At 35.7% G+C, this 25,986-nt stretch carries 24 protein-coding genes; 21 read left to right on the top strand and 3 right to left on the bottom strand.

Annotation, left to right across the window (positions count from 1 at the left end; all coding sequences use genetic code 11):
- Positions 1-413 precede the first annotated feature (413 nt).
- The 5 genes from cymR (at position 414) to EKG35_RS02980 (ending at position 5,518) form a co-directional block, all read left to right on the top strand.
- Complete coding sequence (cymR, locus tag EKG35_RS03000) at positions 414-833, top strand: cysteine metabolism transcriptional regulator CymR (RefSeq protein ID WP_126292831.1); 420 nt, start codon at positions 414-416, stop codon at positions 831-833.
- Positions 834-964: 131 nt separating this feature from the next.
- The gene (locus EKG35_RS02995; protein WP_126292830.1) at positions 965-2,107 is read left to right on the top strand and encodes a cysteine desulfurase family protein; all 1,143 of its coding nucleotides are present in this window, start codon (positions 965-967) and stop codon (positions 2,105-2,107) included.
- 18 nt (positions 2,108-2,125) lie between these two features.
- Positions 2,126-3,247 (top strand): tRNA 2-thiouridine(34) synthase MnmA, encoded by a 1,122-nt coding sequence (mnmA, locus tag EKG35_RS02990; RefSeq protein WP_126292829.1) that lies wholly within the window; start codon positions 2,126-2,128, stop codon positions 3,245-3,247.
- A gap of 130 nt (positions 3,248-3,377) precedes the next feature.
- A complete protein-coding gene (locus tag EKG35_RS02985) occupies positions 3,378-4,037 on the top strand; it encodes a tetratricopeptide repeat protein (RefSeq protein ID WP_126292828.1) in 660 nt (219 codons plus the stop codon).
- Positions 4,038-4,303: 266 nt separating this feature from the next.
- A complete protein-coding gene (locus tag EKG35_RS02980) occupies positions 4,304-5,518 on the top strand; it encodes a NupC/NupG family nucleoside CNT transporter (RefSeq protein WP_126292827.1) in 1,215 nt (404 codons plus the stop codon).
- A gap of 105 nt (positions 5,519-5,623) precedes the next feature.
- On the opposite strand, the gene hisA is transcribed toward EKG35_RS02980, so the two are convergent.
- Positions 5,624-6,391, bottom strand: a complete 768-nt coding sequence (hisA, locus tag EKG35_RS02975; RefSeq protein ID WP_126292840.1) for a phosphoribosylformimino-5-aminoimidazole carboxamide ribotide isomerase — start codon at positions 6,389-6,391, stop codon at positions 5,624-5,626.
- A 247-nt stretch (positions 6,392-6,638) separates the two neighbouring features.
- Between hisA and recD2 the strand changes: the two genes are divergently transcribed.
- The 4 genes from recD2 (at position 6,639) to EKG35_RS02955 (ending at position 11,318) form a co-directional block, all read left to right on the top strand.
- Complete coding sequence (recD2, locus tag EKG35_RS02970; RefSeq protein WP_126292826.1) at positions 6,639-9,125, top strand: SF1B family DNA helicase RecD2; 2,487 nt, start codon at positions 6,639-6,641, stop codon at positions 9,123-9,125.
- 211 nt (positions 9,126-9,336) lie between these two features.
- Positions 9,337-9,987, top strand: coding sequence for an SIMPL domain-containing protein (locus tag EKG35_RS02965; RefSeq protein WP_246020144.1), 651 nt, complete (start codon positions 9,337-9,339; stop codon positions 9,985-9,987).
- 69 nt (positions 9,988-10,056) lie between these two features.
- On the top strand, positions 10,057-10,485 hold the full coding sequence (locus EKG35_RS02960; RefSeq protein WP_126292824.1) for a DUF1801 domain-containing protein: 429 nt from the start codon (positions 10,057-10,059) through the stop codon (positions 10,483-10,485).
- Between the two features lie 62 nt (positions 10,486-10,547).
- Positions 10,548-11,318 (top strand): sporulation protein, encoded by a 771-nt coding sequence (locus tag EKG35_RS02955; protein WP_126292823.1) that lies wholly within the window; start codon positions 10,548-10,550, stop codon positions 11,316-11,318.
- 65 nt (positions 11,319-11,383) lie between these two features.
- Here EKG35_RS02955 and yeiL read toward each other — a convergent pair whose 3' ends face one another.
- Complete coding sequence (yeiL, locus tag EKG35_RS02950) at positions 11,384-12,049, bottom strand: transcriptional regulator YeiL (protein WP_410798232.1); 666 nt, start codon at positions 12,047-12,049, stop codon at positions 11,384-11,386.
- A 172-nt stretch (positions 12,050-12,221) separates the two neighbouring features.
- On the opposite strand from yeiL, the gene EKG35_RS02945 reads away from it, so the two are divergent.
- Positions 12,222-13,376 carry an MFS transporter gene (locus EKG35_RS02945; RefSeq protein WP_126292822.1) on the top strand — a complete coding sequence of 385 codons (1,155 nt, stop codon included), beginning with the start codon at positions 12,222-12,224 and terminating at the stop codon, positions 13,374-13,376.
- Between the two features lie 9 nt (positions 13,377-13,385).
- On the opposite strand, the gene EKG35_RS02940 is transcribed toward EKG35_RS02945, so the two are convergent.
- Positions 13,386-14,069 carry a TerC family protein gene (locus EKG35_RS02940; protein WP_126292838.1) on the bottom strand — a complete coding sequence of 228 codons (684 nt, stop codon included), beginning with the start codon at positions 14,067-14,069 and terminating at the stop codon, positions 13,386-13,388.
- Between the two features lie 170 nt (positions 14,070-14,239).
- Here EKG35_RS02940 and EKG35_RS02935 point away from each other — a divergent pair, with 170 nt between their 5' ends.
- From EKG35_RS02935 to udk, 11 genes are all read left to right on the top strand, one after another.
- Positions 14,240-15,034: a GNAT family N-acetyltransferase gene (locus tag EKG35_RS02935; RefSeq protein WP_126292821.1), complete on the top strand. Its 795-nt coding sequence runs from the start codon at positions 14,240-14,242 to the stop codon at positions 15,032-15,034.
- A 535-nt stretch (positions 15,035-15,569) separates the two neighbouring features.
- On the top strand, positions 15,570-18,230 hold the full coding sequence (gene alaS / locus EKG35_RS02930; protein WP_126292820.1) for an alanine--tRNA ligase: 2,661 nt from the start codon (positions 15,570-15,572) through the stop codon (positions 18,228-18,230).
- Positions 18,231-18,372: 142 nt separating this feature from the next.
- Complete coding sequence (locus EKG35_RS02925) at positions 18,373-18,639, top strand: IreB family regulatory phosphoprotein (RefSeq protein WP_036176121.1); 267 nt, start codon at positions 18,373-18,375, stop codon at positions 18,637-18,639.
- 7 nt (positions 18,640-18,646) lie between these two features.
- A complete protein-coding gene (ruvX, locus tag EKG35_RS02920; protein ID WP_126292819.1) occupies positions 18,647-19,063 on the top strand; it encodes a Holliday junction resolvase RuvX in 417 nt (138 codons plus the stop codon).
- 349 nt (positions 19,064-19,412) lie between these two features.
- The gene (locus tag EKG35_RS02915; RefSeq protein WP_126292818.1) at positions 19,413-19,724 is read left to right on the top strand and encodes a DUF1292 domain-containing protein; all 312 of its coding nucleotides are present in this window, start codon (positions 19,413-19,415) and stop codon (positions 19,722-19,724) included.
- Between the two features lie 67 nt (positions 19,725-19,791).
- Positions 19,792-20,313, top strand: a complete 522-nt coding sequence (locus EKG35_RS02910; protein ID WP_126292817.1) for a DUF1292 domain-containing protein — start codon at positions 19,792-19,794, stop codon at positions 20,311-20,313.
- Between the two features lie 249 nt (positions 20,314-20,562).
- The gene (gene mltG, locus EKG35_RS02905; protein ID WP_126292837.1) at positions 20,563-21,654 is read left to right on the top strand and encodes an endolytic transglycosylase MltG; all 1,092 of its coding nucleotides are present in this window, start codon (positions 20,563-20,565) and stop codon (positions 21,652-21,654) included.
- 669 nt (positions 21,655-22,323) lie between these two features.
- On the top strand, positions 22,324-22,956 hold the full coding sequence (locus EKG35_RS02900) for an O-methyltransferase (RefSeq protein ID WP_126292816.1): 633 nt from the start codon (positions 22,324-22,326) through the stop codon (positions 22,954-22,956).
- Positions 22,957-22,962: 6 nt separating this feature from the next.
- The gene (locus tag EKG35_RS02895) at positions 22,963-23,895 is read left to right on the top strand and encodes a peptidase U32 family protein (RefSeq protein ID WP_126292815.1); all 933 of its coding nucleotides are present in this window, start codon (positions 22,963-22,965) and stop codon (positions 23,893-23,895) included.
- Positions 23,896-23,923: 28 nt separating this feature from the next.
- A complete protein-coding gene (locus EKG35_RS02890; RefSeq protein WP_185807624.1) occupies positions 23,924-25,189 on the top strand; it encodes a peptidase U32 family protein in 1,266 nt (421 codons plus the stop codon).
- Positions 25,190-25,828: a uridine kinase gene (gene udk, locus EKG35_RS02885; RefSeq protein WP_126292813.1), complete on the top strand. Its 639-nt coding sequence runs from the start codon at positions 25,190-25,192 to the stop codon at positions 25,826-25,828.
- The last annotated feature ends 158 nt before the right edge of the window (positions 25,829-25,986 follow it).

The following is a 25,986-nucleotide window of genomic DNA, read 5'->3' as shown; positions in this document are numbered from 1 at the left end:
TTTTTATAATCATTATCGTTACACAAAAAAATTAAACGGCTTAAGCCCTTTAGAATTCCGAGCTCAAGCCGCTTAAAATCTTTTTATTATTTATACTGTCTACTTGACGGGGAGCAGTTCAGACTTCATTTAAATTGCGAGGACGCATTCGGTAAGCTAAAGGTTCGTTTTTCATGTTTACTTCCTCCAAATATACTTATTACCTTAAACTTGCGTTAAAAGATTTAATATAGGCCTACGCATAATTAAAGGCCCAATAAGTGGAACTTTCATATTAATATATAAGGAATTATACAATTCTTTTTATGAAAGTTTCCCTTTATTATATTAATATTAGACCTTTTCCAAGAGGAATAAAAGGTGTTATGGTATACTTGAGCATATAAATGGACAACAAAAATAGAGGTGTTATAATGAAAATTTCTACAAAGGGTCGATACGGACTAACAATTATGATTGAATTAGCTAAGCATTATGGTGAAGGGCCAACACCACTTAGACAAATTGCTGCAGAGAAGGATTTATCTGAAGCATATCTAGAGCAACTAGTATCCCCACTTCGTATAGCTGGTTTAGTAAAAAGTGTACGAGGTGCATATGGTGGTTACTTATTAGCATTGCCACCTAGTAAAATTTCTGCTGCAGATGTAATCAAAGTATTGGAAGGCCCTATTCAGCCTGTTGAAGGGATAGAGAATGAAGAAGCCGCACAACAACAGTTATGGATACGCATTCGTGATGCAGTAAAAAATGTTCTTGATACAACTACAATTGAAGATTTAGCTAAATATAATGATGAAACAGAATTTGATGGCTATATGTTTTATATATAAAACAATGCATATTCATAAGGTATGAAAATCTCCTGGAATCATAAAAATTGAAGCAAAGTGATATCCAGTGCTAAACTAGATTTCATACCTGCAAAGAATGTTGCAATAGTAAAAGGAGTTTTTGATTTAGAATGGAAACAATTTATCTAGACCATGCCGCGACTTCACCAATGCATCCCCAAGTAATCGAAGTGATGACAAAGGCAATGAATGAAGTGTACGGTAATCCTTCGAGTATTCATACAGCAGGACGTGCAGCGCGAAAGGTTTTAGATGATGCTCGCACAGTGCTAGCAAAAGCAATTGGTGCAAAAGATACTGAAGTTATTATTACAAGTGGTGGTACCGAAGCTGATAATACCGCCATTTTTGGTATTGCGTATTCCCAAAAGTCAAAGGGGAAGCATATTATTACGACTCAAATTGAGCATCATGCAGTAATGAATGCATGTGAAAAGCTTGAAAAAGAAGGCTTTGATGTAACATATTTACCTGTTGACAATGATGGCCGTATTTCAATAAATCAATTTAAGTCAGCACTTCGTGACGATACAATTCTCGTAACAATTATGTATGGGAATAACGAAGTCGGTACAATTCAGCCAATTTCAGAAATTGGAGAGTTGTTAAAGGATCACCAAGCAATTTTCCATACGGATGCAGTACAAGCATTTGGCATTGAGAAACTTGATGTAGATCTTTTACATGTAGATCTTTTAAGTGTATCAAGTCATAAGTTAAATGGTCCAAAAGGTATAGGATTCTTATATCAAAGAACTGGTACCCCATTAACTGCAACATTTTTCGGCGGGTCTCAAGAAAAGAAAAGACGCGCTGGTACAGAAAACGTTCCAGCTGCAGTTGGTTTTGCGAAGGCTGTGGAAATTTCCCAACAAGAAATTCAATTGAAACAAGAGAAGTATCGACAGTTCCGTAGATTATTTTTACAAGTCTTAGACAATGAAAACATTGACTATAAAGTGAATGGCAATGAGAGCCATACACTCCAACATGTTTTAAATATTAGCTTTAAAGGAATGGATGTAGAATCCTTTTTAGTGAACTTAGATATGTCTGGTGTTTATGCATCTAGTGGTTCTGCTTGTACTGCTGGTTCCATTGATCCATCACATGTTTTAGTTGCAATGTTTGGACGTGATGCTGAAGAACTTCGCAATTCGATTCGTTTTAGCTTTGGTTTAGGTTTAACAGACGAATTGATTGTACAAGCGGCTGAGCGTACAGCGAAAATTGTTAAAAGACTTGCGAATTAAAAGAAAAAGGTGAAGACAATGGTAGAAACAAGAGACCCATCACAAATTCGTGTTGTCGTAGGAATGTCTGGTGGGGTCGATTCGTCTGTTGCGGCTTATCTATTAAAACAAAAGGGTTATGACGTAATCGGAATTTTTATGAAAAACTGGGATGACACAGATGAATTTGGTGTATGTACAGCAACAGAAGATTACGATGATGTGATTAAAGTATGTAATCAAATTGGCATCCCTTACTATGCAGTTAACTTCGAAAAACAATATTGGGAAAAAGTTTTTACTTATTTTCTTGAAGAATATAAGGCTGGCCGAACACCGAATCCTGATGTGATGTGCAATAAAGAAATTAAATTTAAAGCATTTCTTGAACATGCAATGAAATTAGGTGCGGATTATTTAGCAACTGGCCATTATGCTCGAGTGGAAGAACGTGATGGGGAAGTTGTGATGCTGCGCGGTGTAGATAACAATAAAGATCAAACGTATTTTTTAAATCAATTATCACAAGACCAATTAAAACATGTGATGTTCCCAATTGGCGATATTGCAAAACCAGAAGTACGCAAAATTGCTGAGGAAGCTGGACTTGCTACCGCAAAGAAAAAAGATTCAACAGGAATTTGCTTCATTGGGGAACGTAATTTCAAAGAATTTTTAAGTCAATATTTACCTGCTCAACCTGGCAAAATGGAAACATTTGATGGTAAAGTGATGGGGCAACACGATGGTTTAATGTATTACACGATTGGGCAACGCCATGGATTAGGAATCGGTGGAGAAGGCGACCCATGGTTTGTAATAGGTAAAGATTTAGAACGGAATGTTTTATACGTTGGTCAAGGCTTCCATCATGACGCATTATATTCGACTTCTTTAATGGCTGTCAAAATGAGCTTCACATCAAATACGCCAAAGCCTTCTAAATTTAGCTGCACGGCGAAATTCCGTTATCGTCAAGACGATACACCAGTAGTAGTAGAACTTTTAGAAGATGGCCGAGCTCATATTACTTTTGAAGAGCCTGTCCGTGCTATTACGCCTGGTCAAGCAGTTGTTTTATATGATGGAGAAGAATGTCTTGGCGGCGGAACAATTGATGAAGTATTCAAAAATAGTGAAAAATTAACGTACGTAGGTTAAGTGACCTAATTTTAGATTTTCCAATTATTTATAGATAAGAATATATAAAAATTTCTTTTCTGTATTAATGCTACTAAGGCTTATCGACAAAATATTGGCGATAAGCCTAGTTTTCTGATGAGGTGAAATAATGGACTATAATGAGATTGGAATAAAAGCATTTCAAGAAAAGCGCTATGAAGATGCAGCAAAAGCATTTACCGAAGCAATTGAAAACAATCCTAGTAATCCAATTGGTTATGTGAATTTTGGAAATTTATTGGCAGCAATGAATGATACTGAACGAGCTGAGCGCTTTTTCCAAAAGGCAATTACTCTAGACGAATCAGCAGCTACTGCTTATTACGGATTGGCAAATTTATATTATAATGCTGAACGGTACATAGAAGCAGCAAAATTATATCAAAAATCAATCGAACATGGAATTCAAGGTGCAGATGCTTACTATATGTTAGCAAAATCATTTGAACGGGATGAAAAGCATAAACTAGCTCTTCCTTATATGCAGAGAGCAGCTGAACTTGCACCTAATGATTTGCAAATACGATTATCCTATGGCATTTTGCTATGTTCGTTAGAAATGTTTGATCTTGCAAAAAGCGAGTTAGAGTATGTGCTAGAACAAGATTCAAAAAACGCAGATGCACATTATAATTTAGGGGTATTATATGCGGTTGCTACTGAAGATACAGAAAAGGCGATGAATCATTTAAAAGAAGCATATACACTAGAACCTAACTTTGATCAGGCAAAATATATTTATGATATGATTAGTCAACGCTTTAATTAAAACGGAAAAGTCGACCAAAAAAGGTCGACTTTTTTATTTGGAAAAAAGTCAGTTATGAAGCATGAAATTAACTTTTGGATAAATAATAAGTTACGCAACGAGAGTATTTTCTGCCTTTTTAAAATACTAAGTGAACTATGAAAACTTCGAATTATTTTTTATCTAAGTATTAGCGCTTTCGTTTGGTACTATAATACCTATATTTTAATTATGAAACATCCTGAATAATTGAAATAAAATTATGAGTTTTTAGAGTAGGTGTCTTAATGAATATTTTGTGGGGCCTTTTAGGCATTTTAGTCATTTTTGTTATTGCGTTTGCTTTATCGAGCAGTCGTAAATCAATCAATTGGAGAACTGTACTGGCAGGTTTAGCAATTCAATTGATATTTGCATTTATCGTTTTAAAATGGGAATTGGGCCGAAAAGTTTTATTAGGCATATCAAATGCAATTCAAGGTTTAATTAGCTATGCAAATGAAGGAATTTCATTTGTATTTGGTCCTTTAGCAGATTCAAATTTCACAGGTGGTATGGTCTTTGCCCTCAGCGTGTTAACTGTGATTATTTTCTTCTCTTCATTAATCTCAGTATTGTATTATCTTGGGATTATGCAGCTAGTTATTAAAATTCTAGGTGGGGGACTATCAAAAGTTTTGGGAACAAGTAAAGCAGAGTCCGTTAATGCTGCAGCGAATATATTTGTAGGGCAAACAGAAGCTCCTTTAGTTATTCGACCTTTTTTAAGTAAGATGACAAAATCTGAATTATTTGCTGTTATGACAGGTGGATTAGCATCTGTATCAGGTTCTGTATTAGTTGGTTATTCTTTGTTAGGAGTTCCATTAGAATATTTGATTGCTGCAAGTTTTATGGCAGCTCCAGCAGGGTTAATATTGGCTAAATTAATGCTTCCACAAACAGAGGAAGTCGATGATTCGAATTTTACATTAGAAAAAGATGCGGATTCAGTAAACGTAATAGATGCTGCTGCTCGCGGCGCCAGTGATGGGATGAAACTTGCTGTCAATGTCGGTGCGATGTTGCTTGCTTTTATTGCCCTAATTGCATTAATAAATGGAATTATCGGTGGAATTGGAGGCGTTTTTGGAGTTGAAGGAATTACGCTTGAAGGAATTTTAGGCTACGTATTTTCGCCTTTAGCTTTCGCTATTGGAGTTCCTTGGGATGAAGCTGTTCAAGCAGGTTCTTTTATAGGGCAAAAATTAGTTTTAAATGAGTTTGTTGCGTATTCAAACTTTGCACCTGAAATAACAAATCTTTCGGAAAAGACAGTAATGATTGTCAGCTTCGCCTTATGTGGCTTTGCTAACTTAAGCTCGATGGCAATTTTAATTGGTGGATTAGGTGCGATGGCTCCAAGTAGACGACCAATTATTGCTAATTTAGCGGTAAAGGCTGTAGTGGCAGGAACTTTAGCATCTTTACTTAGTGCTTCAATCGCAGGAATGTTTTTATAAAAATTTAGATCAATTAAAAAGCGTACGATTTAGTATCATTCTAAATCGCACGCTTTTCCATTTTTAATAATTAATTGCTCACCCGCAGATGTACTTTTTTGCCTGCTACAATTTTTTATTGTTATTGCAATAAGCAACTACATCCCGGTATTTTAAATTGCCGCCAAAGATATCTAATGCACTCCCAATCGTAACATGCAATTTTCCATTAGATAGCTCTTCGAATTTTTTTAAATCCTCTAATGATCGAACACCGCCAGCATACGTTGTAGGGATAGACGTCCATTGTGCTAAATCTTGAACTAATTCCTCCTGCATTCCGCTTCGTTTTCCTTCAACATCAACAGCGTGAATTAATAGCTCGTCACAAAATTGTTCGATATATGGAATTGTCTTTTCATTTACTTCAAAGTCGCTGAATTTTGTCCATTTATCTGTTACAACAAACCATTTTCCATCTCTTTTTCTGCAACTTAAATCAATAACGATATGCTGTTTGCCAACAGCATTTATTAGTGTATTTAATCTTTCTAAATCTAATTGCCCACCATGAAAAATATAGGACGTAACAATAATATGAGACGCCCCCGCATCGATATATTTTTTTGCATTGTCAGCAGTAATGCCGCCGCCTACTTGTAAACCGTTTGGGTAGGCTTGTAATGCCAGTAACGCCGATTCTTCATTGCCAGATCCTAACATAATGACATGACCACCAGTCAAATGATCCTGTGCAAACATTTTTGCATAATAGGAAGAATCTTTTTCGGATATAAAATTTTCAATTATTGTTTTATCTTCATGCCCTAAAGTACTGCCCACAATTTGTTTTACTTTTCCGTCATGTAAGTCAATGCAAGGTCTAAATTCCACTAAATCCACGAATCCCTTCTCTAATCAATAAATAACAATTAAACGATTCATTTTCAAAATCATATTTAAATTATCATATCATCCGTCAGTAAAAATATCGAGTTTCCTTTTGCTACAGAATAAAAGTAGAAATTTGAAGCATGTCTATAGAAAGCTGTAAGGAAGCTTGGCCTTTCTTTCATAAGACAGCTAGTTGTGTATATGGTAAAATCAAATATACGAAAAAGGTAGTAAAGGAGTTAGAAGGATGGCAGAAAATCTGGATTTATTTGAAGTAAATAAATTGTTTATCCTTGGCCGTCCAATTGTTTCAATATTTCATAATGATTCAAATATGTATTCAATTGTTCGAGTAAAAATACAAGAAACGAATTTACAATACAACGAAAAAGAAATAATTGTTGTTGGGTATTTCCCGAAACTAAATGACGATGAATTATACCGGTTTACAGGTACGATGAAAAGTCACCCTAAATACGGCTTGCAGTTCCAAGTTGAAACATTTGTCAAAGAGGTGCCTGCTACAGAACAAGGAATTATTCATTATTTATCAAGCGATTTATTTCCTGGCATTGGCCGAAAGACAGCGGAAATAATCGTTGAAAAATTAGGTGTGGATGCGATTAAAAAAATAATGGAAGATCCAGAAGCCCTAGACGCAGTTCCACGTTTAAACGAAGAAAAAAAGATGACGATTAAGCAAACATTGGAACAAAACCTTGGGCTTGAAAAAATTATGATTCAATTAAATGACTGGGGGTTCGGCCCACAGCTTGCGATGAAAATCTATCAGACATATCGTGAAGAAACAATTCACTTATTAACGGAGAATCCTTATCGCTTAATTGAAGATGTAGAAGGTGTTGGTTTTGGCAGAGCAGATGAACTGGGGGCACGACTAGGTATTGTAGGAGCACATCCCGACAGAATTAAAGCTGCTGTTCTACATGTGTTAACAGATGCAGCACTGTCAGAGGGGCATGTTTTTTTAGATGCTGAGCATGTATTGCCTCATGTGAAAACAATGCTCGAACAAAGTCAGCGTGAAGAAATACAGTATGAGGCGATTTCTAAAGCGATTATTGAAATGCGTGAGGAAAGTAAAATTTGTGGAGAAGAGACACGACTTTATCTCCCATCGCTTTATTATAGTGAGATAGGAATTGCTTCTAAAATACTAGATTTACTGAATCACAACGATAAACAGGAACGCTTTACAAAGGATGAAATAAGAAAAGCAATCGGCGAAGTAGAAGAACGTTTGGAAGTTTCGTATGCGGAAACTCAAGTGAAGGCTATTGAGTGTGCACTTAATTCATCAGTCATGATTCTAACAGGGGGTCCAGGTACAGGGAAGACAACTGTTATTCGAGGGTTGGTGGAGGTTTATGCTGAGCTGCATGGTTTGTCGCTTAACCCAAAAGAATATGCACAAAAGGAAGAACCGTTCCCAATTGTTCTTGCAGCGCCAACAGGTAGAGCAGCTAAGCGGTTAGCAGAATCAACCGAGCTGCCTGCAATGACAATCCATAGGTTGTTAGGATTTAATGGACAAGAAAAGGAAGAGGAAACTGAAAGAGAAGTTGAAGGGCGACTAATTATAATTGATGAAATGTCTATGGTTGATACATGGCTTGCCCATCAGCTTTTAAAAAGTTTAGGCGAGGATGCCCAAGTAGTGTTTGTAGGCGACCAAGATCAACTGCCTCCAGTTGGTCCTGGACAAGTTTTAAAGGATTTGCTTGCCTCTAAACAGATTCCAACAGTTGAATTGATTGATGTTTATCGACAAGCTGAAGGGTCAACTATTATTGAGCTTGCCCATCAAATTAAAAAAGGAAATATTCCAAATACAATTGCTGAAAAAACAACTGATCGTTCGTTTATAAAAGCGTCTGCTCCTCAAGTTGCAAGTGTCGTTACCCAGGTCGTTAAAAGTGCCATTGCAAAAGGACAATCAATTCGTGATATTCAAGTGCTTGCGCCCATGTATAAAGGTCCAGCAGGCATCGATATGTTAAATAAGCAAATACAAGAGCTTGTGAATCCAAATGCTGATGGTTCTCGTAAAGAATTAGTTTTTGGAGATGTTGTTTACCGTATTGGCGATAAGGTTCTACAATTAGTCAATCAACCAGAAAGTAATATTTTTAACGGTGATATGGGGGAAGTTGTTGCTATCATTCGTGCGAAAGAAACGGTGGAAAAACAAGACTTACTCGTTGTCTCCTATGATGGCAATGAAGTAACATATCAGCGTGGAGATTTAAATCAAATTACCCTTGCCTATTGTTGTTCTATTCATAAATCTCAAGGCAGTGAATTCCAAACCGTTATTATGCCAATTGTCCGTAGCTATTCCAAAATGCTTCGAAGAAATCTTTTATATACGGGCATTACACGTGCAAAAAACTTTTTAATCCTTTGCGGAGAACCGGATGTATTTGCTGGAGGTTTAGCAAAAACTGATGATTTACAACGTTTAACGAGTCTAAAAGCAAGACTGAATCCAATGGAAGTTGAAGACTTAGAAATTGTAGAAGTACAGTCAGATTCACTGAAACATGAAAACCAATCAGAAAGCAAGATTTCTGGGGAAGTTAAAGAACAGCAAGCAATGTTTTATATGAAAGGTGAAGTATTAGAACCGGTTTTAAACGCTGAAACTGCGCCCTATATACATCCGCTAATTGGAATGGAAGGGGTTTCCCCCTATGATTTTCAGGAAGATTAAAATAAAGAATATATTAATTTCAATGCTAATGAAATGGGCTTTGACGGTCAAAACTTATACCATTTTTAATGTTCAAAGGACAAACTGCTTAAGATCAATTTGATGTTTTATGGAAGTTTTAGTTGAATGTCTAGACGTTTCTGTAAAGTGACAAATTTTCCGCCTAATATGCATATAGTAACATGATTAAATGAGTGGAAGGTGGAATCAGTTGGTTAATTCGAACGTCTTTCAACAAACTGTCCGACAAGCACGTACCATTACTGTTATAGGTAATGGACAAATTGAAGTACAGCCAAATTTTGCGGAGGTTCAAATAGAGGTAAGTACAGAAGCGGATGAAGTGACAGAAGCTCAAAGAGAAAATGCAGTGAAGATGAATCAAGTTATACAATCACTTTTAGCATTGAATATACCGCGTGAAGATATTCAGACTGCATTTTATAATGTATTCCCAAGTTACGATTATATAGAGGGACGGCAAGTTTTTAGAGGCTATGAAGTGACAAACAGTCTTACAGTAAAGATTCGAAATATTAATGAAGTAGGATTGGTTATTGATACCGCATTGAGAAGTGGAGCGAACCGCATTTCCCAACTTGAATTTAAATTAGACAATGAAGAAATTTATCAAAATCAAGCACTTCAGCTAGCTTTTCAGAATGCCAACAGCAAGGTGCAGGCGATTGCAGTATCCTTACAGCTGCCCTATATGCCGCAGCCAATTGAGATTGTGGAAGAAAGTGCAGGAAGACCCATATTATATAGAACCGTAGCAATGACTGAACAAGCAGTTAGAACACCAATTGAACCAGGTATAATTACGATTGACGCAGCGATTAGAGTGAAGTATCAATATTAAATAAATTTTAGGAGAACCATAAGTAAAGTTCTCCTTTTTCTTATTCATCTATAAAAGGAGAATGAACAATTGGCAAAATATGAACAGAAGACAAAAGAAACGGATAACAGTGTAATAGAATTTATTGAAGCAGTAGAAAGTCCGAAAAAACGAGATGACGCTTATAAGTTGTTAAAAATATTTGAAGATGCTTCAGGCTTTCAACCAAAAATGTGGGGGCCGAGTATTATTGGATATGGCTCATATCATTATAAATACGAAACAGGGCATGAAGGTGATGCACCATTAGTAGGATTTTCACCTAGAAAAGCAAAAATAAGTTTATATTTTGCTACAGGTGATCCTGAACGCGATAAAATACTTGAACGATTTGGCAAGCATACAAAAGGAAAGGCTTGCGTCTATATCAACAAGCTAGCAGATATCGATGAGGAAGTATTAAAAGAATTAATTCAACAATCCATAAAGTTTTTACAAAATTTATATCCCTCCCAATAATTTGAAACTTTTTCTATTGTAGATTCGTAAAAAGAAGAAAATAATTTTTTGGAGGTTTTACTATGTCTTTTTTTAATAAGATGTTGGCAAGTATTGGTGTCGGAGCAGCAAGAGTTGATACAAAATTAGAAAAATCTTCGTTTGTAGCTGGTGAAACAATTCGTGGAGAGGTTGAAATTTACGGAGGGAACATAGAACAACAAATTGATGCCATTTACCTAACGTTATATACAACATATATAAAAGAAGTAGATGACAATAAATATACTGCAAAGGCGCCTGTTCAACAATTTAGAGTAAGTGATCCTTTCGTAATTCAGGCGAATGAAACAAAAATTGTACCTTTTACGTTTAATTTACCATTTGATGTTCCAATTACTGTAGGGAAAACGGAAGTATGGGTTGCAACAGAGCTGGACATTCGAAGTGGGGTAGACGCTCAGGATCGTGACTATATTGAAATCCGCCCATCACAGCTTGCTTCTCGAATCCTTGAAGAGGTTCAACAAATTGGATTTAGACTACGTAAAGCAGAGTGCGAGCAAGCGTCATATAAATATAGAAGCCGTTACCCATTCCTTCAAGAATTTGAATTTGTTCCTGTAGGTGGAATGTTTAGAGGGAAACTAGATGAATTAGAAATTGTATTTCTTTCACAAACGGAAAGTTCTGCAGAAATTTTAATGCAAGTAGACCGTAAAGCTAGAGGATTTGGGGGCTTTTTAGCTGAAGCATTGGATGCAGACGAAACACATGTGAGAATGACGATTACACAACAGGATCTACATAATTTAGGTGATATATTAAAACAAACAATAGCAAAGTATGCTTAACAATAGAGATAACTAAAAAAGGTAATCCAGAATCCCAAACTTCTGGATTACCCTTTTTTATAGTATTAATAGACTTCTCGAGCAAGTTCCTGAAGCTTTTTTTTATTAATAATTTCGTAGCCTTTGCCACTCTTTTTTATTATTTTTGACTGGCAAAATTGGGAAAAGGTATAGAGTAAATGACGATAGGAAACCCCTAAATATTCGCTTATTTCAGTATGTTTTTCCTTATAAAAGTTTTCATCGGAGGACATTAAAATAAACGCCGCTAATCGGTTTTCAAGTGGGTATGCTTGAGTTTGACTAAATCTAGTTGTTGTTCTTGCCATTTTATTTCCTAAAAATAAACAAAGTTCACGCAAAAATACTGAATCGGCTAATAATTTTTGTTTACATTCATGATAAGGCAATGAAAAACAAATGGTTTTTGTCACCGTTTGAATGCCCCTTGTATATTTTTGAGCATTTAATAATTCAATTTCGCCCATGAAACTAGGTGAAGTTATGAAATTAATCAACGATATTTTTCCATTTTGATGAGATACATATAGCTTTGCTTTTCCTTCTACCATGTAATAAAGACATTCTGGTAGAGAACCCTCATGAAAAATAAATTCACCTTTTTCAAATTCACACACTTGGATGTATGGAGTTATATCAAAGGAGAAGAAATTTTGAAAGGAATATTTTTTAATATAATCTTCTTTTTTTTTACCCATTAATAACTGCAAAATAAGTCCTCCAATCAAAAGATTCAAATTTTTACATGGGTGAAGTTTCGCATGTTAATGTATCCATATTATAAAAAGATTTTAGTTTCCGAAAGAAAAATATGAGATATCTCACATTATTTTAAATGACTTGATGCTATCATTCAATATAGATTGGAGGTTTAAGTACACGATGAACAATCAACGATGGCTGTCTCAAAATTTCTTTATATTTTTCTTTACTTGGGGAGTATATCTTCAATATTGGTCAGGCTGGCTAACAGAAGCTAAAGGATTATCTGTACAGGAAGTTAGCTTTATTATGGGATTTGGGTTAGTATCGAGAGCATTATCTACAATGTTCATATTCCCATTTGCATCTAAATACTTAAGTAATAAAAAGTTATCCCAGTTTTTAGTGACTAGTTCGTTGCTTGCTGCTTTTTTTTACATCCCGTTTAATTCTTTTACAGCTTTATTTATTATCACTATGATTTTCAGTCTATTTTATCCTTCGCTTTTACCAGCGATTGAAAGCAGTGCTTCTACACTTGTACAACAAACACGCATTCATTACGGGAAAAGCCGATCTTACGGTTCTATTAGTTTTGTAATTTCTGTATTTATCCTTAGTATAATTATTGGATATGTTGGGGAAAAGGCGATTTTATGGTGCATGATTGTGTATTTAGCTATTATGTTAATTCTTCAATTTATGCCTGCACCTGATGTATTATCTGTAAAACCAACAGCAGTAGATCGCAGTCAATCCTTCTCAATGAGAAGTTTATGGAAAATAAAAGGATTCCCGGTTGTTATGGTTATTGTAATTTTATTACAAGGTGCTCATGCATCCTATTACAATTACAGCTACATATACTTACAGCAATATTTAGAAGTGAATACCTTTTATATTGGAATTATTTTGAACGTTGCAGTATTATTTGAAATTCTCTTCTTTTTAAAAGTCGATTATCTTTTTTCAAAGTGGAAGACTTCTACTTTGTTGCTCATAGCAGCAGTTGGTTCTACTTTAAGATGGATAATGATATTTGCAATTCCTAATGTTTGGGTATTTATTTTATCGCAAAGTTTGCATTCTCTAGGTTTTGCAATGGCTCATTATGCATTTGTCCAATACATTACAAATAATTTACCAAAGCAACAGCTTTCCAACGCACAAGGGTTATATTCTGCATTGGCTATGAGTTTAAGTGCTGCTTTATTAACATTGTTTGGAGGATATTTATATTATATAACTCCAGGCCTAGCGTTTTTAGGAATGACTGTTTTTACAATTCCGGCAATTATTATTACCCTTCTTTCAAGAAAAGTGTATCAATATTAAAAGCCGCTCCTATTTCGGAGCGACTTCTCGTTTTCTTATAAAATATTTAACCATTAATCCAATTGAAATTACTGTAATAACTACAATGGCTTCAAATTTATATATTGCATTTTGTGAATGGAAGAAAGGGGAAACATATGCATCATGAACAATCATTTTTGAAGATGTCCACGCTAAAACTGCTGCACCTAGGACAATTATAATTGGAAAATCCTCCATCAATTTTGTTACAAGTGTACTACCCCAAACAACAATAGGAATTGAAATCAGCAATCCAATTGCAACAAGTAGAAAATTTCCGTGCGCAGCACCAGCTACTGCAATAATGTTATCAATCCCCATTAATAAATCAGCTAATAAAATAGTACCTATTGCTCCCCAAAAATTTTTCTTATTAGGTTTTACATTGATTTCTTCCTCTGTAAGTAGCAGCTTATAAGAAATATATAATAATAGCACACCGCCAATTAGAAGAAGACCATCAATTTCAAGTAATTTGACGGCAACTAAAGTTAGAGCAATTCGAATAAATATGGCGCTAAAAGTCCCCCAAAAAATTACCTTTTTTTGTTGTTTTTTCGGCAGGTTTTTTGCAACTAGTCCAATTAATAAAGCATTATCACCTGCTAGAACCAAGTCAATAAGAATAATAGAAAGCAATGCGGTGAAAAATTCCATTGAAAATATGTCCACTATGTACTCGCCCCAATCTTGTCCTCGTCCGATAAATTCCTCCATGCAGAACTAGTATATGTTCTGCAAAGGTTAGTTTAGAAGTTTGTAATTATACTAATGTTGAAACTCTTTAATAATTATGATAGTTTCTTAATAATTTAACTTAAAACGGTTGGGGAGGCGGATGGATGATAAGGAAGCCTTCAAAAGAGGATCATGAGTTATTAATGGAACTCGTTAACAAAAAAGCAGCAGAAAATTTGTTTATTATAGGGGATGTAGAAGCCTTTGGTTATGATGCTGAATTCCAGACATTATGGGGGCAATTTAATGATTTAGGTGAATTAATAGCAGTTCTTTTAAAATTTGAAAACAATTATATTCCTTATGCAAAAGGACAATTTGATGTTGAAGAGTTTGCAAATATTATAAATTCTGATCAAAGTATGCGCGAATTATCTGGATTAAAAGAAATCGTAGAGCAACTTGCCCCTCATATAGAAAGAAAGCTTCGAAGTGAAAATTCCTTTTATTATGCAAAATGCCAAAAGCTCAATTTAGATAAGAATGATGAACAGCTTCAACATGTTGAAGAATTAACTATAAATGAAATCGAAGAAAATGTTAGGCTCTTAAAAAGTGTTCCAGAATTTAAAACTGCAACAATTACAATGGAATCAAAAAAAAGAATTTTGGAGACGAAAACGGGCAGAACTTATTTTATTCGTGTAAATGGAGAGATGGTAACAACAGCATCAACAACAGCTGAAAATAGTCGTTCTGCAATGGTCGTTGCTGTAGCAACAAAAGAGGAATTTAAACGAAAAGGCTTAGCAACTGATTGTATGATTAAATTATGCAAAGATTTGCTTGCTGAAGGAAAAGAATTATGTTTGTTTTATGATAATCCAGAAGCAGGGAAAATTTATAAACGACTAGGATTTGAAGATATTGGCTTTTGGAATTTATATCGATATGAATAATATAGTTATAATTGACACACTGAATTCATTTTCATATAATTTAGAACAGAATATGATGAAAACTATGATGGAAAGAGTACGTTTTTGTTTTCGTTTAGAAAGAGATTCCTAAGGCTGAAAGAATCTTACGTAAAGCATTAACCGAAAGCTACTCCAGAGTGCAGCTAATCCCTGCCGTTCACTAACGTTACAGTGCTTGAGATATAAGTTTGGTTATTTATTTCAGCTTTTAATGCTGAAAAGAAATCGCTTGCCAGTCAAGTTGTGACCAGTTTGAGGAACAACGAAGAATAAAAGCGATTGATTTTAGCCTTCTTATAAATTAGGGTGGTACCGCGAACTATAGTCTTCGTCCCTTTTAGGGATGAAGGCTTTTTATTTTGTTATGATAAAATGATTCCGCGGAAATTCACAAGATGTGTGGGATTTTAATAGTATTGGCTAAATTTATTAAAGCTCATATTGTCAAATACGTACTTTGTTGCATTTCATCATTAGCATTTAAAACAAATTATTTTTTAGGAGGAAATTTAAAATGAAAGCAGCAGATATTCGCCGTAAATATTTGGAATTTTTCATTGAAAAAGGACATGCACAAGAACCATCAGCGCCGCTTGTACCAATTAATGACCCATCATTGCTTTGGATTAACTCAGGTGTAGCAACGCTTAAAAAATACTTTGATGGTCGTGTAATTCCTGATAACCCACGAATTACAAATGCACAAAAATCAATTCGTACAAATGACATTGAAAACGTAGGGAAAACAGCGCGTCACCACACTTTCTTTGAAATGTTAGGAAATTTCTCAATTGGAGATTACTTTAAAAAAGAAGCTATTCACTATGCTTGGGAGTTTTTAACGGATCCAAAATGGATGGGCTTCAATCCTGAACTTTTATCGATTACAATTCATCCTGAAGACCAAGAAGCATATGATATTTGGAAAAATGAAATTGGCATTCCTGAAGAACGTTTAATACGCATCGAAGGAAACTTCTGGGATATCGGAGAAGGTCCATCTGGTCCAAACTCTGAAATTTTCTATGATCGAGGTCCTGAATATGGAAATGATGAAAATGATCCAGAATTATATCCAGGCGGCGAAAATGAACGCTATTTAGAAGTGTGGAATTTAGTATTTTCTCAATTTAACCACAACCCGGATGGAACTTACACTCCTCTGCCAAAACAAAATATTGATACAGGTATGGGATTAGAGCGTATGGCATCTGTTGTACAAAACGTTCCAACTAACTTTGATACAGACTTATTCATGCCAATTATCGAAAAGATTGAGGAATTTGCAAATCGCACGTACAAACGTCCAGGCGAAATCGATTTAAAAGAGATTTTTGGCAGCGAGGAAGATATTAATACACCATTTAAAGTTATTGCAGACCATATTCGTACTGTTGCTTTTGCAATTGGTGACGGTGCACTTCCTTCAAATGAAGGCCGCGGATACGTTTTACGTCGTTTGCTTCGCCGTGCTGTACGTTATGCAAAGCAAATCGGCATCGAAAAGCCATTCATGTTTGAATTAGTGCCTACAGTTGGTGAAATTATGCAAGACTTCTATCCGGAAGTAAAAGAAAAAACGGAATTTATCCAGCGTGTAATTAAAAATGAGGAAAATCGATTCCATGAAACGCTTGATGGAGGTTTAGCTATACTTTCAGAAGTAATTGAGAAAGAAAAAGCGGCTGGTCTAAATGTTATTCCAGGCAGCGATGCATTCCGTCTATATGACACATACGGTTTCCCAATTGAGTTAACAGAGGAATATGCTAATGAAGCTGGTATGACAGTTGACCATGAAGGCTTTGAAAAAGCGATGGAAGAGCAACGTGAAAGAGCACGTGCTGCACGAGCTGATGTTGATTCAATGCAAGTTCAATCAGAGGTTTTAGCTAACATAAAAGTGGAATCTAATTTTGTTGGTTATGACACACTAAAAAGTGAAACTACTATTGTAGCAATGGTTGCTAACGGTCAAAATGTTGAAGTAGCTTCTGAAGGTGATGAAGTTCTTGTCATCTTGGCAGAAACTCCTTTCTACGCTGAAATGGGTGGTCAAGTGGCAGACCACGGGACAATCGGCAATGATTCATTTAAAGCATCTGTAAAAGATGTTCAAAAAGCGCCAAATGGCCAATCACTTCATACAGTAATTGTTGAGTCTGGAGAAATGCACTTAAATGACTCTGTGACAGCTACAGTTGATCGTGATGAGCGCAACTTAATTGTTAAAAACCATACGGCAACACATATTATGCAACGTGCACTAAAAGATGTTTTAGGTGAGCATGTAAACCAAGCAGGTTCATATGTAGGTCCAGATCGCTTAAGATTTGACTTCTCTCATTTTGGTCCAGCAACAAAAGAAGAATTAGAACAAATTGAACGTATTGTAAACGAAAAAATTTGGGATGATATTGAAGTAGTGATTGAAGAAATGCCAATAGCTGAAGCGAAAGCAATGGGTGCAATGGCTCTATTCGGTGAAAAATACGGAGATATCGTTCGAGTTGTACAAGTAAGTGATTACTCTGTTGAACTTTGTGGTGGTATTCATGTAAAACGAACTTCAGAAATTGGTTTATTTAAAATCGTATCTGAAGGTGGTATTGGTGCTGGTACTCGTCGTATTGAGGCAGTTACAGGCAAAGCCGCATTTGAAGCAGTAAAAGAGGAACAACGCATTCTAGAGGAAACTGCTGCATTGCTAAAAGCAAATCCAAAAGATTTAGTGGCACGAGTTGAAAGCTTGCAACATGAGCTAAAAGAACAACAACGTGAGAATGAATCATTATCACAAAAAATTGCGAATGCACAGGCTGGAGCTGTTTTAGATAATGCCCAAAAAATCGGAGATGTAACAGTGCTATCGACAAAAGTTGAAGCAAAAGATAACAATCAACTTCGTCAAATGATGGATGATTTGAAGGAAAAACTTCAACAAGCGGTAATCGTTTTAGGGGCTACTGATGGTGAAAAAGTTATGCTATGTGCAGGTGTGACAAAAGATTTAGTTGGTGGAAACTTCCATGCAGGAAACATCGTTAAAATAGTAGCGGAAGCTTGCGGCGGTAAAGGCGGCGGTCGTCCGGATATGGCGATGGCTGGTGCGAAGGACGCATCAAAACTTGATGAAGCACTTGTTTCTGTGTATGATTACGTTAAATCAATTTAAAAGATAATTTTTTTCTTCCTATACAAATAATGGTTGAAATAAGTCCTTTGATTATTTGATTGCTACGTATTATAGGGTATAATATAGAAAATGGAGATGTGCATTATGCCATCTCCTTATTTCTGAAAGCGAGGTGCTGGTCTTGAGTTCGTTTGATAAAACAATGAAATTTAGTTTCCCGGAAGAATCAATGGAACAAGAAGTTAAGCAAGTGATGTTGAAGGTGTACTCTTCACTAGAAGAGAAAGGGTATAACCCTACAAATCAAATTGTAGGATATCTTTTATCTGGTGATCCGGCATACATCCCTCGCCATCAGGACGCACGTAATTTAATCCGTAAGCTTGAACGGGACGAAATACTTGAAGAGCTTGTGAAATTTTATATTAGGAAGAATAACGAGGCATAATAACTATATGAGAATTATGGGTTTAGACGTCGGTTCAAAAACAGTCGGCGTAGCTATTAGTGATGCATTAGGCTGGACGGCTCAAGGGATTGAAACTGTACAAATTGATGAAGAAACAGGCGATTACGGTATAGAACGTATAAAAGAGCTTGTAAAGGAATATGCTGTTACAGAATTTGTAGTAGGATATCCGAAAAACATGAATAATACAGTAGGTCCACGAGGTGAAGCTTCTGAGAATTATAAAAAATTATTGGAAGAGACATTCGGTCTGCCTGTGAAACTTTGGGACGAACGTCTAACAACTATGGCCGCGGAACGAATGCTAATAGAAGCAGACGTAAGCCGCAAAAAACGCAAAAAAGTAATAGACAAAATGGCGGCTGTTATGATCCTACAAGGATACTTAGATAGCAAGAATTAAACTTTGCAAAAAGCAAAGTTTAATTCTCTGCCCCGAAAGCGAAGCGGCAGGGGCAAAAATTCTGCCCCGAAAGCAAAGCGACAGGGGCAAGAATCTGCCCCGAAAGCAAAGCGACAGGGGCAAGAATCTGCCCCGAAAGCGAAGCGGCAGGGGCAAGAATCTGCCCCGAAAGCGAAGCGGCAGGGGCAAAAACTCTGCCCCGAAAGCAAAGCGACAGGGGCAAGAATCTGCCCCGAAAGCAAAGCGGAAGGGGCAAAAACTCTGCCCCGAGAGCGAATGCGACAGGGGTAAAAGAAACCTGGTGCATAAAATGCAGCAAGTTTTAAACATAATGAAGAGGTGACCAATAATGGGACATGAACACGATCATGAACAAGAACATCGACATATTACAATTGTAGATGAAAATGGCAACGAACAACTTTGCGAAGTACTTCACACTTTTGACTCAGAAGAATTCGGCAAATCATATGTACTTTATTCTTTAGTAGGTGCTGAAGAAGATGACGAAGGGCAAATTGAAATTTTTGCATCATCATTCGTTCCTTCTGAAAATGGTGAAGATGGGGAATTAGAACCTATTGAAACTGAAGCTGAATGGGATTTAATTGAAGATGTGTTAAATGCACTTGAAGATGAATTTGATGATGAAGAAGAATAATTTTGAGTAAAATAAAAGGTAGGCAAATTCAAATGCCTACCTTTTTTAACTATTAGGAGGATCGAAAATGGACGAACAATATTTTAAAGTATCATTGGAAGATGGTTCAGAACAGTTATGTAAAGTTGTGTTTACATTCGACACGGATGATTTTTCATATGTGCTATATTCCATAGTCGATGAAGATGGAAATGAAAGTGAAGAAATTACAGCACTTCGCTATGAAGTGGATGAGGATGGCAAAATGACACACTTTACCCCTCTTGAAACAGAAGAGGAGTGGGATATGGTGGAAGAAGTTTTAAACACTCTAATTGCCGAATTTGGTGATGAAGATGAAGCAGATTACTTCACGATTTCAGATGAAAATGGTGAAGAAATCGAGTGTGAGGTGCTTCACCGCTTTGAACTAAAGGATTTTAATAAATCTTACATTCTTTATACGTTTGCTGACCAAGACGAAGATGGTGAAATTTTTGCTGCAGCCTATATTGCAGGTGAAAATGGGGAAGTGGAAGAACTTTTACCTATTGAAAGTGATGAAGAGTGGGCGAAGGTTGAAAAAGAGCTAGAATTTATAAATCAATAAAAATTTATAAAACGCTGCGGCAATTATCGTTGTCTTGGCGTTTTTTTATTGGACTTCGACATAGACAGACACATGCCACTTTTAAACTAATTAAAAAGAGTTCAATGTTGTGCTTGGTGCTATGCTTTCAGTACAGTTATAACAGGTCTCTAACGTGAAAGAGATGTGTTATATTGTCACTTACAGTATTTTCTTGTATCATATTAGGAGATATGAGGGGGTACATCGGTGGAATCTAAAAAGCATGAGATGATTAAAAAGATGAAGGAACGTAAAAAAGAAGGAAAAGTAGTACGTCGTATTGTAGGAATTGTAACGCTTGTTGTACTATTAATTGTTGGTATTGTAGGGGTTAGCGGATACTTTTATGTAAAATCTGCATTAGAACCACTAGATCCGGAAGCAACTACTGAAATTCCGGTAGAAATTCCAATGGGCTCAGGGTTAAACACTATTGCAACAATACTAGAAACTAATGGTGTTATTAAAGATGCACGTATTTTTAAATACTATACAAAATTTAAAAATGAGACAAGTTTCCAAGCTGGCAATTATACTATGACTCAGGCGATGACATTAGACGAGATTATTGAAAGCTTGAAGACTGGAAAAGTATACCGTGAACCTGTTTTTACAGTTACAGTTCCAGAAGGATTAACACTTGAACAAATTTCTAACATTATCGAAAAAAATACAGAGTATACTGCGGCTCAATTTATGGAAAAAGTTACAGATAGCCAATTTATCGAAGCAATGATGGGAACTTATCCTGAATTGCTAACAGAAGAAATTATGGATGGCAATATTCGTTTTACACTTGAAGGCTATCTATATCCAGCAACCTATTCCTTTTATGAAGAACATCCTTCATTAGAAGAAATTATTTCAACAATGATTTCCCAAACAAATGATATTGTTGTTGAATACCGCCCAATTCTTGAGGAAAAGCAAATGTCCGTGCATGAGTTGCTTACTTTTGCATCGCTTTTAGAGGAAGAGGCGACTGCCCAGACAGATCGTGAAACGATTGCAAGTGTATTTTATAACCGTTTAGAAATCGATATGCCATTACAAACAGATCCGACTGTTTTATATGCATTAGGAAATCATAAAGAGCGGGTATTATACGAGGATTTGGAAGTGGAAAATCCATACAACACTTATAAAAATACTGGTCTACCACCAGGTCCTATTGCAAACGCAGGAAAAACTTCAATAGAAGCTGCATTAAATCCAACAGATACAGACTACCTTTATTTCTTAGCTGATAAAGAAGGTAATAATCATTTTGCAAAAACTTATGAAGAACATTTGCAAAATGTAGATGAATTTATACAATAATAGTTATGATGGTTTAGCAAGAGGCAATCCCATTAAGTAATAATAGAGCACTACATCATTGTATTCGTGCTTGAGCATATAGCTAAGTATGCGGTAATTACCGTATACTTGCTTCTCTTTTTTCGGCAGTTTGCAAAGGAGATGTAAGAGCTACTTGATTAAGTTAATAGTTTTTTATTCTTAACTTAAACACGTAAATTTGATCCAAATTCCTCTCTAAAGAAGGTAAAGCAATTTTCTACGATTTTGTCATAAAGATTATTCGCTTTCCTTCTATTTTCATGATATTATAAATTGTGATTTTTTGTACTGATTAGGAAAATACAATTTACTGGTATCAGTAAGGAAAACATCGATTATTACCAGGTAAGAAGTTGTGATTTTTTGTAAGTGTCTACAGCCGCTCAGCCGATTGGGTAATTTGCGTCCCTATTAAAACGGAAAAAGCTTATCTGTTCGGTACCTTGCTTTTGGGTTTATGCAACGCGAGTCATGTCAAAAACATGTTGGGATGTTAGCAAACGCGTAGCGAAACAGGTCGCTTGCGTTTTTCTTAATAAATCGTGTTTTTCAAATCATATAGTAATGATTAAATTGTGCCAACAAATCGTTTGGTCTTTTTTCTTTTTTAGACATTAATTTTATCCTAATTTAAAAGGGGTTCGCACAATGGAATTTTCTAAAGAATATATTGAATCCTTTATTCAGCCGCGCAATGAATTGTTAATCGAAATGGAAACGTATGCAAAAGAACATCATGTGCCGATTATGCAATTACCTGCTATTGATGCTTTAATACAGCTTCTACGCATTCAAAACCCTTCTAAAATATTAGAAATAGGTACAGCAATTGGATACTCGGCATTACGAATGGCAACTGCTTTACCGCATTGTAAAGTTGTCACAGTTGAAAGGGATCACGAACGTTTGCAGGCTGCGAAGCAATTTATTGCTCGTTCGGAAGCAGCAAATCGAATTACGATAATTGAGAGTGATGCGTTGGAAGTGGATGTTGAAAAATTTCAATCTACTTTTGATGCTGTTTTTATTGATGCTGCAAAAGGTCAAAACATGCGCTTTTTTGAAAAGTATTCGCCGCTTGTACCATCAGGTGGTGTTTTGTATATCGATAATATGTATATGCATGGGCTATCGAATTTAGATATAAAGGAAGTACCCCGTAGAAAAAGAACAATGATTCGTAATTTAAAAACTTTTACTGAATGGGTTATGCAGCGTCCTGAATACGATAGTACGTTTTTCCCCATTGGTGACGGCTTATTAATTTGTTTGAAGAGGTGACGTTAAATGAAAAAACCTGAATTATTAGTAACACCTAAGTCAATAGAGCATATTAAGGCATTAATTGAAGCAGGTGCAGATGCATTTGTAATTGGTGAACAAAAATTTGGTTTGCGATTAGCTGGTGAATTTTCAGTTTCACAAGTTGAAGAAGCAACAAAATTAATACATGAAGCTGGCAAAAAAGTATATGTAGCAGTTAATGCATTATTTCATAATGATCGTCTAGATGCTTTAGATGATTATTTAAAGGAAATGCAAAGGATCGGTGTAGATGCACTTATTTTTGGTGATCCTGCCGTTGTGGTGTCAGTTCGTGAATTAGGCATAACTATTCCGCTGCATTGGAATCCAGAAACAATTGCTACAAACTGGTTCCAAGCAAATTATTGGGCTGATCGTGGAGCAAAACGCGCGGTGCTTGCTCGTGAACTTTCATTAGATGAAGTGTTAGAAATAAAAGAAAATGCAAGACCAGAAATTGAAGTTCAAGTACATGGCATGACATGTATGTTCCAATCAAAACGCTCTTTATTAGGAAATTATTTCTTATATCGTAATGAAGTAATGGAAGTAGAAAATCGTAAAGAAAATAAAAACATGTTCTTACATGACAAAGAGAGAAAAAATAAATATCCAATTTACGAAGACTTAAACGGTACACATATTTTTTCACCAAATGATATGTGTTTAATTGATGAATTAACGGAACTTTTCGAAGGTGGAATTGATTCATTAAAATTTGATGGAGTGCTTCAAAGCGAAGATTACATCACTACGACAACAAATTGCTACCGACAAGCAATTGATGCTTACTTTGATAAAGGTGAAGATGCTTATGAAGCAATTAAGGATGAGCTATTAGCAAAAATAGAAGAAATTCAACCTGCTAACCGTCCATTAGATACTGGATTTATCTTCAAAGAAACAGTTTATTAAGATCGGAGGCTTTGAATTGTTACAGTTAATTGAAAATGAAAAAATTCGTGAAACCGTTAATGGTAAGCGTGTAATAACTAAAAAACCAGAATTATTGGCACCTGCTGGCAGCTTAGAAAAATTAAAAGTAGCCGTTCATTATGGGGCGGATGCAGTATTTATTGGCGGTCAAGAATTCGGGTTGCGCTCAAATGCAGATAACTTCACAATTGAAGAGATGCGTGAAGGTGTAGAGTTTGCAAAACAATACGGAGCAGTCGTATATGTAACAACAAATATTTTTGCACACAATGAGAACATGGCCGGTCTAGAAGAGTACCTTCAAGCAATAGAAGGTGCTGGAGTAAAAGGGATTATCGTAGCTGATCCACTTATTATTGAAACATGCCGCAGAGTAGCACCTAAGTTAGAAATCCACCTTTCTACACAGCAATCATTATCTAACTGGAAAGCCGTGAAGTATTGGAAACAAGAAGGACTTCATCGCGTAGTGTTAGCCCGTGAAGTCGGTGCAGAAGAAATGAGAAAGATGAAAGAGGAAGTAGATATTGAAATTGAAGCATTCGTGCATGGTGCGATGTGTATTGCTTACTCTGGACGCTGCGTGTTATCCAACCATATGACGGCACGCGATTCTAACCGTGGTGGTTGCTGCCAATCTTGTCGTTGGGACTACGATTTATATGAAAATGTAGATGGACAAGAAAACGCTTTATTTAACGAAGGTGATGCTCCATTTGCAATGAGTCCTAAAGACTTGAAATTGATTGAATCAATCCCGCATATGATTGAGCTAGGCATCGACTCTTTAAAAGTAGAAGGTCGTATGAAATCTATTCACTATGTGGCAACAGTTATTTCTGTTTACCGCAAAGTAATTGATGCATATTGTGCAGATCCTGAAAACTTTAAAATTAAAAAAGAATGGTTAGAGGAACTTGATCGATGTGCAAACCGAGCAACAGCTTCTGCCTTTTTCGAAGGTGAACCAAGCTACAAACAACAAATGTTTGGTTCCCATGCTGCAAAATTGAAATGGGATTTCGCTGGACTTGTACTTGACTATAATACTGAAACTCAAATGGTTACACTACAACAGCGAAATTACTTTAAACCAGGTGATACGATTGAATTCTTCGGGCCTGATATTGAGTCGTTCAAAATGGAAGTCGGTCAAATTTGGGATGAAGAGGATAATGAAATTGAAGTAGCAAATCATCCATTACAAATTGTAAAATTTAAAGTAGAGCGTCCGTTGTTCAAATACAACATGATGCGAAAGGAGAATAAATAAATGTCAAAAAAGCGTCCTATAGTAATCGGGATTGCAGGAGGTTCATGCTCGGGGAAAACGAGCGTAACACATGCCATTTATGATGTTTTCAGAGAGCATTCAGTAGTTGTAATTGAACAAGACTTTTATTATAAAAATCAAAGTCATTTAACCTTTGAAGAAAGATTAAAGACAAATTATGACCATCCGTTAGCCTTTGATAATGATTTATTAATTGAGCATTTAAACAATTTGCTGCAACGAAAACCGATTGAAAAACCAGTATATGATTACGTAAATCATACTCGTGCTGAAGAAGTTATACATGTTGAACCAAAAGATGTTATTATACTAGAAGGAATCTTAGTATTGGAAGATAAACGGTTACGTGATTTAATGGATATAAAATTGTTTGTAGATACAGATTCCGATTTACGTATAATTCGTCGCATTGAGCGGGATATTAAGGAACGAGGAAGAACAATTGATTCTGTAATCGAACAATATTTAACTGCAGTGCGACCAATGCATAACTTATTTATAGAACCAACTAAACGATATGCAGACGTCATTATTCCTGAAGGTGGGGAAAATGAAGTAGCAATCGATTTAATGGTAACAAAAATTAAAACAATTCTTGAAACAATGACAATAGTGTAATATGATTAGAAGGTATTGGAATAATTTAGTACCTTTTCTAATTTATTAAATAACATTAAACAATAAAATTCGGTTACTAGTTAAGTGGACAAAAACAGCTTCTATTAGTCATTTTTGCCTCATATGCTTAACTACTAACCGGGTTTTCTTATTACATC

This window comes from Lysinibacillus telephonicus, assembly GCF_003966145.1.
Lineage (GTDB): Bacteria > Bacillota > Bacilli > Bacillales_A > Planococcaceae > Ureibacillus > Ureibacillus telephonicus.
The sequence above is the reverse complement of the archived record's forward strand: the minus strand, read 5'-3'. Positions and strand labels throughout refer to the sequence as shown.